This is a genomic window from Microbacterium sediminis (assembly GCF_004564075.1).
Taxonomy (GTDB): domain Bacteria; phylum Actinomycetota; class Actinomycetes; order Actinomycetales; family Microbacteriaceae; genus Microbacterium; species Microbacterium sediminis.
The window spans coordinates 1,290,975-1,306,976 of the sequence record NZ_CP038256.1 but is presented as its reverse complement, the minus strand read 5'-3'; the positions used below and the strand labels follow the sequence as shown (position 1 = coordinate 1,306,976).

At 71.1% G+C, this 16,002-nt stretch carries 18 protein-coding genes and 2 tRNA genes; 6 read left to right on the top strand and 14 right to left on the bottom strand.

Annotated elements, in window-relative coordinates:
• Positions 1-7 precede the first annotated feature (7 nt).
• From ettA to msrA, 4 genes are all read right to left on the bottom strand, one after another.
• Positions 8-1,690 carry an energy-dependent translational throttle protein EttA gene (ettA, locus tag E3O41_RS06195; RefSeq protein WP_067023006.1) on the bottom strand — a complete coding sequence of 561 codons (1,683 nt, stop codon included), beginning with the start codon at positions 1,688-1,690 and terminating at the stop codon, positions 8-10.
• A 51-nt stretch (positions 1,691-1,741) separates the two neighbouring features.
• Positions 1,742-2,224, bottom strand: a complete 483-nt coding sequence (locus E3O41_RS06190) for a DUF6993 domain-containing protein (protein WP_099566252.1) — start codon at positions 2,222-2,224, stop codon at positions 1,742-1,744.
• A gap of 17 nt (positions 2,225-2,241) precedes the next feature.
• On the bottom strand, positions 2,242-2,733 hold the full coding sequence (locus tag E3O41_RS06185; protein ID WP_067023002.1) for a single-stranded DNA-binding protein: 492 nt from the start codon (positions 2,731-2,733) through the stop codon (positions 2,242-2,244).
• Positions 2,734-2,867: 134 nt separating this feature from the next.
• Positions 2,868-3,410, bottom strand: a complete 543-nt coding sequence (gene msrA / locus E3O41_RS06180) for a peptide-methionine (S)-S-oxide reductase MsrA (protein WP_067022999.1) — start codon at positions 3,408-3,410, stop codon at positions 2,868-2,870.
• A gap of 80 nt (positions 3,411-3,490) precedes the next feature.
• Here msrA and E3O41_RS06175 point away from each other — a divergent pair.
• The 6 genes from E3O41_RS06175 to E3O41_RS06150 all read left to right on the top strand — a co-directional run bounded on the left by E3O41_RS06175 (position 3,491) and on the right by E3O41_RS06150 (position 5,533).
• Positions 3,491-3,562 (top strand) — tRNA-Arg (locus E3O41_RS06175).
• A 50-nt stretch (positions 3,563-3,612) separates the two neighbouring features.
• Entirely contained in the window at positions 3,613-4,239 is a 627-nt protein-coding gene (orn, locus tag E3O41_RS06170; RefSeq protein WP_067022996.1) for an oligoribonuclease, read from the top strand.
• Positions 4,240-4,285: 46 nt separating this feature from the next.
• Positions 4,286-4,358 (top strand) — tRNA-His (locus E3O41_RS06165).
• A gap of 55 nt (positions 4,359-4,413) precedes the next feature.
• A complete protein-coding gene (locus tag E3O41_RS06160) occupies positions 4,414-4,761 on the top strand; it encodes a metallopeptidase family protein (RefSeq protein ID WP_067024196.1) in 348 nt (115 codons plus the stop codon).
• Positions 4,758-5,051, top strand: coding sequence for an ATP-dependent Clp protease adapter ClpS (gene clpS / locus E3O41_RS06155; protein ID WP_067022993.1), 294 nt, complete (start codon positions 4,758-4,760; stop codon positions 5,049-5,051). The genes E3O41_RS06160 and clpS overlap by 4 nt, the downstream gene beginning before the upstream one ends.
• Positions 5,048-5,533 (top strand): DUF2017 family protein, encoded by a 486-nt coding sequence (locus E3O41_RS06150; RefSeq protein WP_067022990.1) that lies wholly within the window; start codon positions 5,048-5,050, stop codon positions 5,531-5,533. Before clpS ends, E3O41_RS06150 begins: the two co-directional genes overlap by 4 nt.
• Here the strand turns inward: E3O41_RS06150 and E3O41_RS06145 are convergent.
• The 10 genes from E3O41_RS06145 to E3O41_RS06100 all read right to left on the bottom strand — a co-directional run bounded on the left by E3O41_RS06145 (position 5,530) and on the right by E3O41_RS06100 (position 15,973).
• Positions 5,530-6,111 (bottom strand): nucleoside/nucleotide kinase family protein, encoded by a 582-nt coding sequence (locus tag E3O41_RS06145; protein WP_067022987.1) that lies wholly within the window; start codon positions 6,109-6,111, stop codon positions 5,530-5,532. The genes E3O41_RS06150 and E3O41_RS06145 overlap by 4 nt on opposite strands.
• On the bottom strand, positions 6,095-6,415 hold the full coding sequence (locus E3O41_RS06140; RefSeq protein WP_067022984.1) for a hypothetical protein: 321 nt from the start codon (positions 6,413-6,415) through the stop codon (positions 6,095-6,097). Before E3O41_RS06140 ends, E3O41_RS06145 begins: the two co-directional genes overlap by 17 nt.
• Before the next feature lie 38 nt (positions 6,416-6,453).
• Positions 6,454-7,713, bottom strand: coding sequence for a DNA polymerase IV (locus E3O41_RS06135; protein WP_067022981.1), 1,260 nt, complete (start codon positions 7,711-7,713; stop codon positions 6,454-6,456).
• A gap of 100 nt (positions 7,714-7,813) precedes the next feature.
• A complete protein-coding gene (gene gatB / locus E3O41_RS06130) occupies positions 7,814-9,328 on the bottom strand; it encodes an Asp-tRNA(Asn)/Glu-tRNA(Gln) amidotransferase subunit GatB (RefSeq protein WP_067022978.1) in 1,515 nt (504 codons plus the stop codon).
• Positions 9,328-10,842, bottom strand: a complete 1,515-nt coding sequence (gene gatA / locus E3O41_RS06125; protein WP_067022975.1) for an Asp-tRNA(Asn)/Glu-tRNA(Gln) amidotransferase subunit GatA — start codon at positions 10,840-10,842, stop codon at positions 9,328-9,330. Before gatA ends, gatB begins: the two co-directional genes overlap by 1 nt.
• Positions 10,842-11,141, bottom strand: a complete 300-nt coding sequence (gene gatC / locus E3O41_RS06120; protein WP_067022973.1) for an Asp-tRNA(Asn)/Glu-tRNA(Gln) amidotransferase subunit GatC — start codon at positions 11,139-11,141, stop codon at positions 10,842-10,844. The genes gatA and gatC overlap by 1 nt, the downstream gene beginning before the upstream one ends.
• 9 nt (positions 11,142-11,150) lie before the next feature.
• A complete protein-coding gene (locus E3O41_RS06115) occupies positions 11,151-11,792 on the bottom strand; it encodes a hypothetical protein (protein WP_135012170.1) in 642 nt (213 codons plus the stop codon).
• Between the two features lie 53 nt (positions 11,793-11,845).
• Positions 11,846-13,540, bottom strand: a complete 1,695-nt coding sequence (locus E3O41_RS06110; RefSeq protein ID WP_067022968.1) for a long-chain-fatty-acid--CoA ligase — start codon at positions 13,538-13,540, stop codon at positions 11,846-11,848.
• Positions 13,541-13,604: 64 nt separating this feature from the next.
• Entirely contained in the window at positions 13,605-15,047 is a 1,443-nt protein-coding gene (locus tag E3O41_RS06105; RefSeq protein ID WP_240482234.1) for an MFS transporter, read from the bottom strand.
• Positions 15,044-15,973 carry a heme o synthase gene (locus E3O41_RS06100; protein ID WP_067022965.1) on the bottom strand — a complete coding sequence of 310 codons (930 nt, stop codon included), beginning with the start codon at positions 15,971-15,973 and terminating at the stop codon, positions 15,044-15,046. The genes E3O41_RS06105 and E3O41_RS06100 overlap by 4 nt, the downstream gene beginning before the upstream one ends.
• Positions 15,974-16,002: the final 29 nt, after the last annotated feature.

Below are 16,002 nucleotides of genomic sequence, written 5' to 3'. Positions count from 1 at the left end.
GGTCGGCTCAGTCGCGCGTGAGCTTGCGGTAGGTCGTGCGGTGCGGGCGGGCGGCGTCGGGGCCGAGGCGGGCGATCTTGTTCTCCTCGTACGCCTCGAAGTTGCCCTCGAACCAGTGCCAGTTGGCGGGGTTCTCCTCGGTGCCCTCGTAGGCGAGGATGTGCGTGGCGACGCGGTCGAGGAACCACCGGTCGTGGGTGATCACCACGGCACAGCCGGGGAACTCCAGCAGCGCGTTCTCGAGCGACTGCAGGGTCTCCACGTCGAGGTCGTTGGTCGGCTCGTCGAGGAGCAGCAGGTTGCCGCCCTCCTTGAGCGTCAGCGCCAGGTTGAGGCGGTTGCGCTCACCACCGGAGAGCACGCCGGCCTTCTTCTGCTGGTCGGGGCCCTTGAAGCCGAACTTCGACACGTACGCGCGCGACGGGATCTCGGTCTTGCCGACCGTGATGATGTCGAGCCCGTCCGAGACGACCTCCCAGAGGGTCTTCTCGGGGTCGATGTTCGAGCGCGTCTGGTCGACGTAGCTGATCTTGACCGTCTCGCCGATCTTCAGGTCGCCGCCGTCGAGCGGCTCGAGACCCACGATCGTCTTGAACAGCGTGGTCTTGCCGACGCCGTTGGGGCCGATCACGCCGACGATGCCGTTCGGCGGCAGGCTGAAGCTGAGGCCGTCGATGAGGGTGCGGTCGCCGAAGCCCTTCTGGAGGTTCTTCGCCTCGATCACGATCGAGCCGAGGCGCGGACCCGCGGGGATCTGGATCTCCTCGAAGTCGAGCTTGCGCGTGCGCTCGGCCTCGGCGGCCATTTCCTCGTAGCGGGCCAGACGCGCCTTCGACTTGGCCTGGCGGCCCTTCGTGTTGGAGCGGACCCACTCGAGCTCGTCCTTGAGGCGCTTCTGGAGCTTCGCGTCCTTCTTGCCCTGGACGTCCAGGCGCTCGGCCTTCTTCTCGAGGTAGGTCGAGTAGTTGCCCTCGTACGGGTAGAGGCGGCCGCGGTCGACCTCGGCGATCCACTGGGCAACGTGGTCGAGGAAGTACCGGTCGTGGGTGACGGCGATCACGGCGCCCGCGTACTTCTGCAGGTGCTGCTCGAGCCACAGCACGCTCTCGGCGTCGAGGTGGTTGGTGGGCTCGTCGAGCAGCAGCAGGTCGGGCTTCTCGAGCAGCAGCTTGCACAGCGCCACGCGGCGCTTCTCGCCACCCGAGAGGTTCTTGATCTCCGCGTCGCCCGGCGGGGTGCGCAGCGCGTCCATCGCCTGCTCGAGCTGGGCGTCGAGGTCCCACGCGTCGGCGGCGTCGATCGCCTCCTGCAGCTGGCCCATCTCGGCCAGCAGCGCATCGAAGTCGGCATCGGGGTCGGCCATGAGGCCCGAGATCTCGTTGAACCGGTCGACCTTGTCCTTGATCTCGCGAACGCCGTCCTGCACGTTCTCGAGCACGGTCTTCGACTCGTCGAGCTCGGGCTCCTGCATGAGGATGCCGACCGAGAAGCCGGGGCTTAGCGTCGCGTCGCCGTTGGACGGGGTGTCGAGCCCCGCCATGATCTTCAGGATCGTCGACTTGCCGGCGCCGTTCGGGCCGACCATGCCGATCTTCGCGCCGGGAAGGAAGGACATGGTCACGTCGTCGAGGATCAGCTTGTCGCCGACCTGCTTGCGAGCCCGGACCATCTGGTAGATGTATTCAGCCATATCCCCTCCAGTCTAGGGCGCCGCTCCCCGCCGCGCGGGCCCGATCGGGCCCTACCAGTCGATCGGGCGCGTATTGCCGATCAGGCAGACGCCGTCGATCGCCGCCTCGACCGACGTCACCGGATCGCCCGTCTCGGGACCGACCTGGCCGATGAGGCACTCCTCGCCCCATCGCACGGAGAACTGGATCGACTCCGCCGCGTTGCCGACCGTCGACACGTCGCGGGTGACCTGCATGGCCGCCTTGTCGAAGCCGGCGGCCACGAGCGCGTCGACATATGCCCGGCCCGCTCCGCGCTGCTCCGAGCCCCACACGTCGGCCACCACGCGCGTGAACAGCGGCAGGTTGTCGGCGGCCGAGCCGTCGGGCACCAGCGTGGGCTCGGGCGCCGCCGTGGGCGCCGCGGAGGCGGAGGGCGCCGTGGGTCCCGTCGTCGGCGCCACGGGCTCGGGGGCGCAGGCCGCGAGTGCCGCGAGCGTCGACACGATCGCCAGCGCCCCAGCCGCGCGCCGTTCCCATCGCCGAATCGTCACCCTGCCGAGTCTAGGGTTCAGAACGGCACGGCCACGCTCTCGGCCTCGGAGCTCGCGTCGGCCTCGGAGGTGGCCTCGGCCGGGAGGTCCGACGGCGCCCATGCGTCGCCGTCCCCGGTCGATCCGGCGCCGGTGGCCGTGTCGGCGGCGCCGCGCACCACGCGGGCGAACGCGCTCGTGCCGAACATGAGGTCGTGGCCGAGGGCGTCGGCGTCGATCTCGGCCTCGGTGCCGTGCCGGTCCTCGTTCTCCCACTTGCGGATGCGCAGCCGGCCCGTCACGATCACCCGCTCGCCCTTGCGGAACGAGGCGAAGGCGTTCGCGCCGAGGTGGCGATACGCGCACACGGTGAACCAGTTGACGTGCCCGTCGATCCACTCCCCCGTGGCGGCGTCGCGGCGACGCTGGGTGCTCGCGATGCGGAACTTGGTGATCACCGCGCCGCTGGGAGTGGTGATCTGGCTCGGCGCAGTGGCGATGTTGCCGGTCACGGTGATGGTGTCGCTCATGATCTGTCCTCTCGCTGGAACGGACCCGGGCGGGTCCGGCTTCCAGCGTGGCGACGCGACCACGGCCCGCGGGTGCCGTGACGGCGATCTGTGGACAGACTGCGTGCGGGGCCCGCCTGTGAGCGGGCGTCCGGTCAGCGGATGTACTGCGAGAACGAGGCGCGGACCTTGTTGACCTTCGGCACGGCGACGGCGAGGCAGTAGCCCTGCGTCGGGTTCTTGGCGAAGAAGTCCTGGTGGTAGTCCTCGGCGTCGTAGAACTCGGCGAGCGGCTCGATCGTCGTCACGACCGTGCCCTCCTCGGTTCCCAGCGGGGCGTCCCACAGCTGCGTGGCGCGCTCGCGCGCGGTCTCGAACAGCGCGCGCTGCGCGTCGTCGGCGTAGAACATGGCCGAGCGGTACTGGGTGCCCTGGTCGGCGCCCTGGTGGTTCAGCTGCCGCGGGTCGTGCATGGTGAAGAACGCGTCGAGGATCACCTCGGCCGGGATCTTCGTCTCGTCGAACGTGACCTTCACGGCCTCGGCGTGGCCGGTCGCGCCGGTGCACACGAGCTCGTACGACGGCTGAGCGACGGTGCCGCCCGTGTACCCCGAGACGACGCTCTCCACGCCGTCCAGCGCGCGGTAGGCCGCGTCGAGGCACCAGAAACATCCACCGGCGAGCACGAAGGTCTGCATGCCTCCAGCCTAGGCGAGCGCGCACGCCCCGGCTCCGCCACCAGCGTTCGCCCCGCTCCCCCGGCTAATCTGGAAGGTGACCCCCAGTAGCTCAGTGGAAGAGCATCGGCTTTCTAATCCGTTGGTCGCACGTTCGAATCGTGCCTGGGGGACCTTCTCCCGCTCAGCCGGCGCGTCGGCGGCCGCCGATAGGGTGGGTGGCATGGTGGGAGCTTCCGAGAACGACCGGCTCGTCTGGATCGACTGCGAGATGACGGGACTCGACCTCGCGGTCGATGAGCTGGTGGAGATCGCGATCGTCGTCACCGACTTCAATCTGCGGATCCTCGATCCCGGGTTCCAGGTCGTGATCAAGCCGAGCGCGGCGGCGTTCGCGAACATGAACGACTTCGTCACGCGCATGCACCGCTCGAGCGGCCTCTACGAGGAGCTGGAGCGCGGCGTCTCGCTCGAGGAGGCGCAGCGCCTCTCGCTCGAGTACATCAAGCGGTTCGCGCCGCAGGAGCGCAAGGCCCCGCTGGCCGGCAACACGATCGGCACCGACCGCATGTTCCTGGCGAAGTACATGCCGGAGATCGACCAGTACCTGCACTACCGCAGCGTCGACGTGTCGAGCGTGAAGGAGCTGTCGCGGCGCTGGTACCCCCGCGCCTACATCCACGCGCCGGCGAAGGACGGCGGGCACCGCGCGCTCGCCGACATCCTCGAGTCGATCCGCGAGCTGGAGTACTACCGCCGCGCGGTGTTCGTGCCGGAGCCGGGGCCCACGAGCGACGGCGCGCGCGCGATCGCATCGTCGGTCGTGTCGTCGTTCGGCTCAGAAGTGTGACAGAATGGAGCGGTTGTCCCCGCGCCGTTCGCGGCTGGGGGCCACGGTGGCTATAGCTCAGTTGGTAGAGCGCCTGGTTGTGGTCCAGGAGGTCGCCGGTTCAAGCCCGGTTAGCCACCCGATCAAGCGATCGAGGGTCACCCCTCTCGCGGAGCGGGCAGACTCCCCATGACGATGCAGCTCTCCCCCGAGGAGTTCGAGGCCGTCGTGGTCGACGAGCTCGACCTCCTCCCCGACGAGATGATCGACGGCCTCGACAATGTCGTGTTCGTCGTCGAGGATCGCCCCGAGGACGGCAGCCTCGATCTGCTCGGGCTCTACGACGGACTCGCGCTGACCGAGCGCGATCGCTACGGGATGGGCGAGCTGCCCGATCGGATCATCGTCTACCGCGAGCCCCACCTCGCCCAGTGCGAGACGATGGAACAGCTGAGGGACGAGATCCACACCACGCTCGTCCACGAGATCGCGCACTTCTACGGCATCGACGACGAACGACTCCACGAACTGGGCTGGGCATGAGCACCGCGCTACCCGAACTCGACGAGCTGACCGACCTCGCCTCGCGCACGAGCGGACCGTGGCAGACCGTCGTGTGGAACGATCCGGTCAACCTCATGAGCTACGTCGTGCGCGTCTTCCGCGAGTACTTCGGGTACAGCGAGGAGCGGGCCACGCAGCTGATGCTGCAGGTGCACCACGACGGGCACGCGGTCGTCGCCGAGGGCGCGAGGGAGCAGATGGAGATGCACGCGCAGGCGATGCACGACTACGGCCTGTGGGCCACCGTGCGCGAAGGAGGACGCTCATGAGCGACCGGATGATCATGCTGACCCTCACGCGCATCGAGGCCGGGCACCTCGCCGACCTGGTCGGCCAGTTCACGGAGCTCGTGAACGCCACGCCGACCGATCCCGACCCCGCGCTCGATCGCCTCACCCCCGACGCCTACCCCGAGGACCCGGACGCCTCGCGCGAGTTCCGCAGCCTCACGCGCGGCGACCTGCTGCACCGGCGCGCGCACGACGCGGCGGTGGTCAAGCGGGCGCTCGAGGGGATCGAGCCGCTCGACGGCAGCGACGACGACTTCGCGCCGGCCGACATCGCCATCCCGGGCGATCAGGTCGACGCGTGGCTGCGCACCCTCACGGCCGTGCGCCTGGTGATCGCCAATCGCCTGGGGATCGCGTCGGAGGACGACCACGACCCGTCGGATCCGCGTTTCGGCGTGTACGACTGGCTCGGGTATCGCCTCGACGGCCTCGTGCAGGCGGCCGACTCGCTGGGCGACTAGGGCAACTCGAACACGAGGTCGGCCAGCCGCTGCGGCCGGTTCCGGGCGATGTGCGCGACCTCCTGCGCCGCCCAGCGGTCCCAGTGGGGCGCGTAGCCCTCGCCGTCGCGCTCCAGCGCGCGCCGCTTGCGCGAGGCCTCGGGGGCGTCGACCCAGATCGACAGGTCGGCGTACGGGTGCGATTCGGGGGTGAGCAGCCCGCAGCCCTCCACGAGGAGCGGCCACGTCGGCTGCACGAACTGGCTCTCGCCCGGTGCATCGCGCGCCCAGTCCCACCGGCGGTACATGCCGAGGCGGCCGGCGGCGTGCGGTTCGAGCACGCCCCGGACCGCCATCCGCGACGCCTCCGCGAGGCCGTCCCAGCCCGGGTAGAAGTCCTCCAGCGCGATGACCCTCGGCACCGCGGGCAGCGGCCAGCGCTCGCGCAGGCGCGCCGCGATCGTGGTCTTGCCCGATCCGCTGCGCCCGTCGATGAGCACGCGCGGCAGCGGTGCGGTCAGGTCCGCGACGGCGGCGACCACATCGTCGACCGCCCGCTGCAGCGCCGCCCCGAACGGGTCGTCACTTCTTGAGGGCACGGATGATCTTGCGCAGCGCTCCGCCCGCGACCCACACGAACGGGATGCCCACCGCGAGCAGCGCGATGACGTTCGGCTCGAAGCGCAGCTGGCCGTCACGACGCACGTACGCCCCGACGGGAGCCGTGAAGCCGCCGCCGCCCCCGCCGCCGTTGCCCGTCTCGTCCGAGCCGCCGCCGAAGCCGGACCAGGTCGCGGCGACGGGGATGATCTTCTCGCCATCGACGTCCTGCTGCTCGCCGTACGACGCGTTGACGCCGAGCTGAGACGAGATCTTGCCGAGTTCGAGTGCGATGTTGGCCATGAGGCCACGCTACCCGCGAACCGGCGGTCGCACGAGACTCAGTCCGAATCCTCCGGCGGGCGCGGATGGGACGGCAGCCGCGTGCTGCGCTCGCGGCCGAGGAACGCGGCGCGCGTGACGGCGCCCGATCCGAAGCGCGCGATCGCCTCGTCGAGGGTCCCCTCCACGCGCCGCCAGTCCTCGTCGTCGTCCCAGAGCGCCAGCGGCGAGCCGCCGGCGGGCTGCAGGCGCTCGGCGCGGACGCCGATGAGGCGCACCGGCAGCCGGCGGTCCACGCCGGCGAACAGCTCGCGCGCCGCCTCGCCGAGCCGCTGCCCCACGTCGGTGGGCTCCGCGAGCGTCTGCGAACGGCTGATCGTGGAGAAGTCCGAGAACCGCACCTTGATCGCCACGCCGCCGGCCTCCCAGCCCGCGCGCCGCAGCCGCACCGCCACGCGATCGGCCAGTCGCAGCAGCTCGCCGCGCAGGAACTCCGCATCCGCGACGTCCTCCGCGAAGGTCTCCTCGTGACCGACGCTCTTCTCCACGCGCTCGGTGTGGACCTCGCGCGGGTCGACGCCGCGCGAGAGCTCGGAGATCCGCTGCGCCCCGGCCTGCCCGACCGCGCGCGCGAGCACCGGGACGGGCGTGCGGCGGATGTCGCCGATCGTGTGGATGCCGCGTGCCTCCAGGGCGTCGGCCGCCTTGGGACCGATGCCCCACATCGCGCGCACGGAGCGCGGCTCGAGGAAGTCGAGGGTGTCGGCGGCGGCGACGACCAGCAGCCCATCGGGCTTGGACAGCGTCGAGGCCATCTTGGCCACGTGCTTGGTCGCCGCCACGCCCACGCTGCACGTGATGCCCACCTCGTCACGCACCCGCTGCCGGATCATGCGCGCGATCGCCGCGGGCGGCCCCCACAGCCGCCGCGCCCCGCGGACGTCGAGGAAGGCCTCGTCGATCGACAGCGGCTCGACCAGCGGCGTGATGCTGCGGAAGATCTCCATCACCTGCGCGGAGACGGCGCGGTAGCGATCGAAGTGCGGCAGCACGATGATCGCGTGCGGGCACAGCCGCAGGGCCTGCGACACCGGCATGGCCGAGCGCACGCCGTAGCGCCGGGCCTCGTACGAGGCGCTGGAGACGACCGAACGGCTCTCGGGCGCACCGATGATGATCGGCTTGCCGGCGAGCGAGGGGTCGTCGAGCACCTCGACCGCCGCGTAGAACGCGTCCATGTCGACGTGCAGGATGCCGGTGCCGGAGTCGTCGGCGTCCGGGGGCGAGACGAGTCGCCCCGATCCATCCGCTCGACCCATGCGTCCATTCTCCCGCGGGGTGCCGACATTCGGGCGCGGGCGGGGTCTCGCCCCGCCCGCGCCCGGCGATGCCCGGAGCGCGACGCCCCGGGCCGCGCGATCAGCCGGCCGCGCGCTCCAGGATGAGCTCGCGCACGCGGGCGGCGTCGGCCTGGCCCTTCATGGCCTTCATCACGGCGCCGATGATGGCGCCGGCGGCCTGGACCTTGCCGTCCTTGATCTTGTCCATGACGTCCGGCTGCGCGGCGAGGGCCTCGTCGATGGCGGCGATGAGCGCCCCGTCGTCCGAGACGACCGCCAGGCCGCGGGCGTCCACGACCTCCTGCGGGGTGCCCTCGCCGGCGATGACGCCCTCGAGCACCTGACGCGCCAGCTTGTCGGTGAGCGTGCCCGCGTCGATCAGCTGCTGCAGCGCGGCGACGTCGGCCGGCGACACGAGCGCGGACGCCTCGGTGCCCTGCGCGTTGGCGATGCGCGTGATCTCGCCCGTCCACCACTTGCGCGCCGCCTGCGGCGAGGCGCCGGCGGCGACGGTGGCCTCGACCTCGGCGAGCAGGCCGCCGTTGACGACGTCCTGGAACTCCAGGTCGGTGAAGCCCCAGTCGCCCTTGAGGCGGCGGCGACGGGCCGCGGGCGGCTCGGGCAGCGCGGCGCGCAGCTCCTCGATCAGCTCGATCGACGGCTCCACGGGCAGCAGATCGGGCTCCGGGAAGTAGCGGTAGTCATCGGCGTCCGACTTGGGGCGGCCCGGAGAGGTCTCCCCCGTGTCCTCGTGCCAGTGACGCGTCTCCTGGATGATCGTGCCGCCGTCGGCGAGGATCGCGGCCTGCCGCCGGATCTCGTAGCGGACCGCGCGCTCCACCGAGCGCATCGAGTTGACGTTCTTCGTCTCGGTGCGCGTGCCGAGCTTGTCGGCCCCGCGCGGGCGAAGCGAGACGTTCGCGTCGCAGCGGATGTTGCCGCGCTCCATGCGGGCCTCGCTGATGCCGAGCGCGATCGCGATGTCGCGGATGGTGGCGAGGTACGCCTTGGCCAGCTCGGGCGCCCGGTGCTCCGCCCCGAAGATCGGCTTCGTGACGATCTCGACGAGCGGCACGCCGGCGCGGTTGTAGTCGACCAGCGAGTACTCGGCGCCCTGGATGCGGCCGGTGGAGCCGCCGACGTGCGTGAGCTTGCCCGCGTCCTCCTCCATGTGCGCCCGCTCGATCGGGATCGTGAAGGTGGTGCCGTCGGACAGCTCCACCTCGACGGATCCCTCGAAGGCGATCGGCTCGTCGTACTGGCTGATCTGGTAGTTCTTGCCGAGGTCCGGGTAGAAGTAGTTCTTCCGCGCGAAGCGGCTCGACGGCGCGATCGAGCAGCCCAGGGCCAGGCCCAGGCTGATCGACTTGCGCACGGCCTCGCCGTTGACGACGGGGAGCGATCCGGGCAGACCCATGTCGACCGGCGCGACGAGCGTGTTCGGCGCGGCGTCGTGGTTCTCGGTGTTCGCGGGATTGCCCGCGGCCGAGAACATCTTGGTCTTCGTGTTCAGCTCGACGTGCACCTCGAGGCCGATCACCGGCTCGAACAGCTCGAGCGCCTTGTCGAAGTCCATCAGCTTGTCGGCAGCCATCAGAGCGCCTCTCCGTTCAGCGCCGGGGCGCGGTCGAGCAGCGGCGCGCCCCATTCGTCGAGCAGCAACGCCTCGAGGGCGGCGCCCACCCGGTACAGGCGGGCGTCCTCGCGTGCCGGCGCGAGGAACTGGATGCCCACGGGGAGCCCGTCCTCGGCCGCCAGGCCCGAGGGCACCGAGATGCCCGGCACGCCCGCGAGGTTCGCGGGGATCGTGGTGAGGTCGTTGAGGTACATCGCGAGCGGGTCGTCGATCTTCTCGCCGATCTTGAACGCGGTCGTGGGTGCGGACGGCGTCGCGATGACGTCGACCTGCGCGAACGCCTCGGCGAAGTCGCGCTGGATCAGCGTGCGCACCTTCTGCGCGCTGCCGTAGTAGGCGTCGTAGTAGCCCGCCGAGAGCGCGTAGGTGCCGAGGATGATGCGTCGCTTCACCTCGGGGCCGAAGCCCGCGTCGCGCGTGGCCGACATGACGTCCTCGACCGTGCCGCCCGGCACGTCCAGGCGCATGCCGAAGCGCACCGAGTCGAACTTCGCGAGGTTGCTCGAGGCCTCCGCCGGCAGGATGAGGTAGTACGCCGCAACGGCGTACTCGAAGTGCGGCGCGCTGATCTCGACGATCTCGGCGCCCTGCGCCTCGAGCTTCGCCAGCGCCTCCCGGAACGAGGCCGCCACGCCCGCCTGGAACCCGGCGTCGGGCAGCTCCTTCACCACGCCGATGCGCAGCCCCTTGAGCACCTCGCCCGACGCACCCTCGGCCGCGGCGAGGGCCATCGACGGCCACGCCTCCGGGATCGAGGTCGAGTCGTTGGGGTCGTGCCCGGCGATGATGTCCTGCAGCAGGCCGGCGTCGGCGACGGTGCGCGTGACGGGGCCGACCTGGTCGAGGCTCGAGGCGAGAGCGATCGCGCCGTAGCGGCTCACGGCGCCGTAGGTCGGCTTGACGCCCACCGTGCCCGTGACGTGGGCGGGCTGGCGGATCGAGCCGCCGGTGTCCGACCCGAGCGCGAGCGGCGCCTCGAAGGCGGCCACGGCGGCGGCCGAGCCACCGCCCGAGCCGCCGGGGATGCGGTCGAGGTCCCACGGGTTGCGGGTGGGGCCGTACGCCGAGTGCTCGGTGGACGAGCCCATGGCGAACTCGTCCATGTTCGTCTTGCCCAGCGGCACCAGGCCGGCGGCGCGGGCCCGCGCGACGACCGTGGCGTCGTAGGGCGACATGTAGCCCTCGAGGATCTTCGAGCCCGAGGTCGACGGCATGTCGGTGGTGACGAGCACGTCCTTGATCGCCAGCGGGACGCCCGCCAGCGGCGCGAGCTCCTCGCCCGAGGCGCGGCGCTCGTCGATCGAGCGGGCCACGTCGAGGGCGTGCTCGTTGACGTGCAGGAAGGCATGGACGTCGCCGTCGACGGCGGCGATCCGGTCGAGGTGGGCCTGCGTGACCTCGACGCTCGAGACCTCGCCCGAGACGAGGTGGGACGCCAGCTCGGCGGCCGACATGCGGATCAGGTCGCTCATCACTGCTCCTCGCCCAGGATCGCGGTCACGCGGAAGCGATCGCCGTCCGCGTCGGGCGCGTTGCTCAGCGCCTCGTCGACGGTGAGCATGTAGCCGACCTCGTCCGGGCGGTACACGTTCTGCATCGGGATCGGGTGGCTCGTCGCGGGGACGTCGGCGGACGCGACCTCGCTCACCTTGGCGATGTTCTCGACGATGGCGTCGAGCTCGCCGGTGAGGCGCGTCACCTCCTCGTCGCTCAGCTGGATCCGGGCGAGCACACCGAGATGGCGCACGAGATCGGGGGTGATTTCAGACACCCCTCGAGTCTAGTTCGCCGCGGGGGCCGCTCCCGCGCGCACGGCGTGCTCGAGCCGGGTCGCGACATCATCGGCGAGGCCCATGCGGTAAAGCGCGGCCTCCGGCCCGCTCTGGTACGTCTCGCCGACGATGACCGACCCCTCGCCGATCGCGACGAGGTACTCGCCGCCCTCGCCGCCGGTGACGATCGGCGCCGCGCTCTGCAGGATCGGCGCGAGGGCGCCGATCACCAGATCCTCCGCGCCGGGCTGCGCCCACACCGCCGTCGGCGTCCCGAGCGGCCTGCGCGTCACCGCCAGCCCCTCCGCCCACGGCATGGGATACATCCGCGCGAAGGACGGCTTCCGCGCCAGGAGCACGTAGCCCGCCGGCAGAGAGGCCTCGACCGAGACGCCCGAGATGCGCCCGAAGCGCTCGTGCGCGCGCGCCTGGGACTGCAGCAGCGGGAGCGGACGGTCGTGCGCGAAGGCGGCGCGGTTCCCGTAGGTCCCGCGGATCTCGCCGAGCACCCGCACGGGCGTGTCCCGCTCCCCCGCGGCGCGCCACGACAAGCGGCTGAACAGGTCGGGCTCGATCGTGCGCTCCGCGACGCCGCTCCAGCCGTGCTCGCGTGCCCACGCCAGGCGCTGCTCCGGGAAGTCGGGCTTCATCGCTCCTCCGGCAGCAGAGCCCCTGCTGCCTCGCCGAAACTCCCCAAGCCGCGTCAGCCGTTCAGCTTCTCGAGGATCTGCTGCTTCACCTGGCGACGCATGACCTTGCCGATCATCGACTTGGGCAGCTCGTCCACGACGATGAGGCGACGGGGCGCCTTGTACGGGGTGAGCACCTTCTTCACGAACGCGCGCACCTCCTCGGGGTCGAACTCGGGGGTGCCGTCGAGCACGACCGCCGCGACGACCTCTTCGCCGTTGGCGCCGGGGATGCCGACCACGGCGGCGTCCTCGATGGCCGGGTGCTGGCGCAGGGCGATCTCGACCTCGGTGGGCGCGACGTTGAAGCCGCCCGTGATGATGAGCTCCTTGATGCGATCGACCACGCGGAAGAAGCCGTCCTCGTCCATCTCGACGACGTCGCCGGTGCGGAACCAGCCGTCGAGGAACACCCGCTCGGTCTCCTCGGGCTTGCCGTAGTAGCCGCCGAACACCTGCGGCCCGCGCACGAGCAGCTCCCCGGCCTCGCCCTGGGGCACGTCCTCGCCGGTGTCGGGGTCGACCACGCGGCACTCCGTCCCGGGCAGCGGCAGGCCGATGGCACCCGCCTTGCGGTTCGGGGCGACCGGGTTGACGATCAGCACGGGCGAGCACTCCGACAGGCCGTAGCCCTCGACGAGGTAGCCGCCGGTCTCGGCCTCCCACGGCTCGACGAGGGCGGAGTCGAGGGCCATGGCACCGGAGACGCCGATCTGCGTGCCGGCGAGCGAGACGCCCTTCTCCTTCGCGCGGTTCAGCAGCCGCTGGGCGATCGGCGGCACGGCGGGCAGCACCGTGGCGGGGTGCTTCTTCGTGACGGCGAGCACCATGTCGGGGTCGAACTTGGGGAACAGCACCAGGCGCGCGGCCTGCGACATCGCGAAGGTCAGGCACAGCGTGAGGCCGTAGGCGTGGAACATCGGCAGCACCGCGTAGACGACGGTGCCGACGCCGCGCGTGACCTGCGGGATCCAGGCCCGCGCCTGCGCCGCGTTCGCGAGCAGGTTGCGGTGCGTCAGGGTGGCGCCCTTCGGGTCGCCGGTGGTGCCACTCGTGTACTGGATGATCGCGACGTCGTCGGTGGCGGGGCCCGGCACATCGGCGTCGAGGGGCGCGTGGCGCACGATCTCCTCCCACGTCGTGGCGCCGTGCACCCGCTCGGTGAGCTGGCGGCGGTTCTCGCGGAGGCTGGGGATCGGCAGGCGCAGCGCGAGCTGCATGTAGCCCGGCATGCCCTTGGTGACGTCGACGGAGATGAGCGTCTCGACCGCGAGATCCTCGGGGAACTCCTGCACGGTCTTCGCGACCTTGCTCCACACGATCGCGTGCTTGGCGCCGTGATCCTCGAACTGCTTGCGCAGCTCGCGCGGCGTGTAGAGCGGGTTGTGCTCGACGACGATCGCGCCCAGCCGCAGCACCGCATAGAACGCGATGATGTGCTGCGAGCAGTTGGGCAGGATGATCGCGACCGGATCGCCCTTCTTCACGCCACGGGCGCGGAGCCCGGCGGCGGCGCGCTCGATCGCGGCGCTCAACTGGACGTACGTCGTCTCGCGGCCGAAGAACTGCAGCGCCGGCGCATCGGGGAAGTCGCGCGCGGAGTCGGCGACGAGGTCCATCAGCGAGCCGGAGACCGGTGCGAGATCCTCGGGCACGCCCGGGGCGTACGAAGCGGTCCAGGGGCGAGGCGGATCGAACACGGTGCTCACCCGGCAATCGTACGCGCCGGTGGCCCGTCCGCCGGGCAGGATCGGTCGATCGCGACGGCGCGGATCAGCGGGCGCGGCGGCGCGAGCGCAGGTCCATGAGCGCGAACACGAGCGCCAGCGCGAGGCAGGCTCCCACCGCGAGCAGGCCGTGGAGGTAGGCGTCGCGGTACACCACCGGCTGCGCCTCGCCGCCGGATTCGCCGAACACCGTGGCGTAGAACAGCGACAGCGTCACGGCGGTGCCCACCGCGGTGCCGATGCGCTGCACGAGCTGACCCACAGAGCCTGCAAGGCCGCCCTCGTGCGGCGGGATGTCGGCCAGCGTGAGCGTCTGGTTGGGCGAGATGACGATGCCGCCGCCGAGACCGCCCAGCGTCATCACGCCGGCCATGAGCCAGGTCACCGCGCCGGCCGGAGCGAAGGCGGCGACGAGCCCGAGACCCGCGACGCTCGCCATCACGAGGACGAGCCCGGTGACGACCAGCGGCCGGCCGATGCGCCCCACCAGGCGCCCGCCGATCACCGACGATGCGGCGCTCGCCAGGGCGAAGCCCATGGTCGTCGCGCCGGCGGCGAGGGCGCCGATGCCCAGGCCCGTCTGCAGATACAGGGTCGTCGTGAGGAAGATCGCGGGCATGCCGGCGAAGTACGCCGTCATGAGGAGCGAGCCGTTGCGGAACGACGGGATGCGCAGCAGCCCCGGGGGCACGAGCGGCGCGTTGCCGCGGGCCTGGTAGCGCGCCTCCCACGCGACGAAGCCGGCCAGCGCCGGCACGAACACCGCGAGCGACCACCAGCGGCGCGGGTCGTCGGTCGGCTCGCCCGTGGTGAACAGGAACGGCACCATGAGCGCCAGCACCGCGATCGCGAACAGCGCCACGCCGACCGGGTCGAGCGAGATCCGGCCGCGCTGCTGCGGGCGCAGATCCGGCAGTGCCCACACGACGATCGCCGCGATGACGAGGGCCAGGGGCACGTTCATCCAGAAGATGCCGCGCCAGCCGTCGTGGCCATCGCCGAGCTGCACGAACAGGCCGCCGATCACCGGCCCGAGCGCGGTGCCCAGGCCGATCGTGGCGCCGAGCAGGCCGAACGCCATGCCGCGCTCGCGACCGGTGAACACGCGCTGCAGGGTGCCCATCACCTGCGGCATCTGGATGCCGGCGGCCACGCCCTGCGCGATGCGCCCGACGATGAGCGCCTCGGGCGTCGGCGCGAGGGCGCACAGCGCGCTCGTGGCCGCGTAGAGCACGAGGCCGATGAGGAACAGGCGCTTCGGCGAGACCTGGTCGCCCAGGCGCCCCATCGGCACGAGCAGCAGGCCGAAGGCGAGCACGAAGCCCGACACGATCAGCTGGATCTCGGTGGAGCCACCGCCGAGCACCTCGCGGATGGAGGGCAGCGCGACGTTGACCTTGGACAGGTCGAGGATCGTCATCGCCGCGACCGCGGCGCAGATCCAGAACGTGCGCCAGCGGTGCGGGTACGGAGCGACCGCGTCGCTCACCACGGGAGCAGCGGATCGACGGCGACGGCGATGAACACGAGCGAGAGGTAGGTGATCGAGGCGTGGAACACGCGCATCGGCCCGACGGGCTCGCCCTGGCCGGAGGCGGCCAGCACGGTGCGGTTGTAGAGGCGGTGCGATTCGTAGACGAACCAGCCGCCGAACACGATCGCCGACACCGTGTACACGATCCCCATGCCGGCGACCGGGATGAGCAGCAGCGAGCAGGCCAGGGTCGCCCACGCGTACAGCACGATCTGCAGGCCCACCTGGCGACCCGACCGCGTGGCGCCCAGCATCGGCACCGAGGTCTCGTCGTAGTCGGCCGCGTACTTGATCGACAGCGGCCAGTAGTGCGGCGGCGTCCACAGGAACACGAGGGCGAACAGCACGAGCGGCGGCCAGTCGAGCGAGCCGGTCACGGCCGCCCAGCCGATGAGCACCGGGAAGCAGCCGGCGATGCCGCCCCACACGATGTTCTGCTCGGTGCGGCGCTTGAGGATCATCGTGTAGATGACCACGTAGAAGAAGATCGCGATCGCCGACAGCGCCGCCGCGAGGACGTTCGTGAACACGAGGAACCAGACGGTGGAGCCGATGGCGAGCGACCAGGCGAAGATCAGGGCGGCGCGGGGGGTGACCTCGCCCGTCACGATCGGACGGTTCTTCGTGCGCTGCATGTGCGCGTCGATGTCGCGGTCGAGGTACATGTTGAACGCCGCCGCCGATCCGGCGCTGGCCGATCCACCGATCACCGTGGCGAAGACGAGCCAGAGATCCGGCACGCCGCCGGCGGCGAGGAACATCACCGGCACGGTGGAGACGAGCAGGAGCTCGAGCACGCGCGGCTTGGTGAGCGCCACATAGGCGCGGATCCTGCGGCCGATCGACCGTTCCGTACGCGGAGCCGAGACGGTCGTCGTCATCACGCGTCCCCCTCGAGATCTCACCGGCA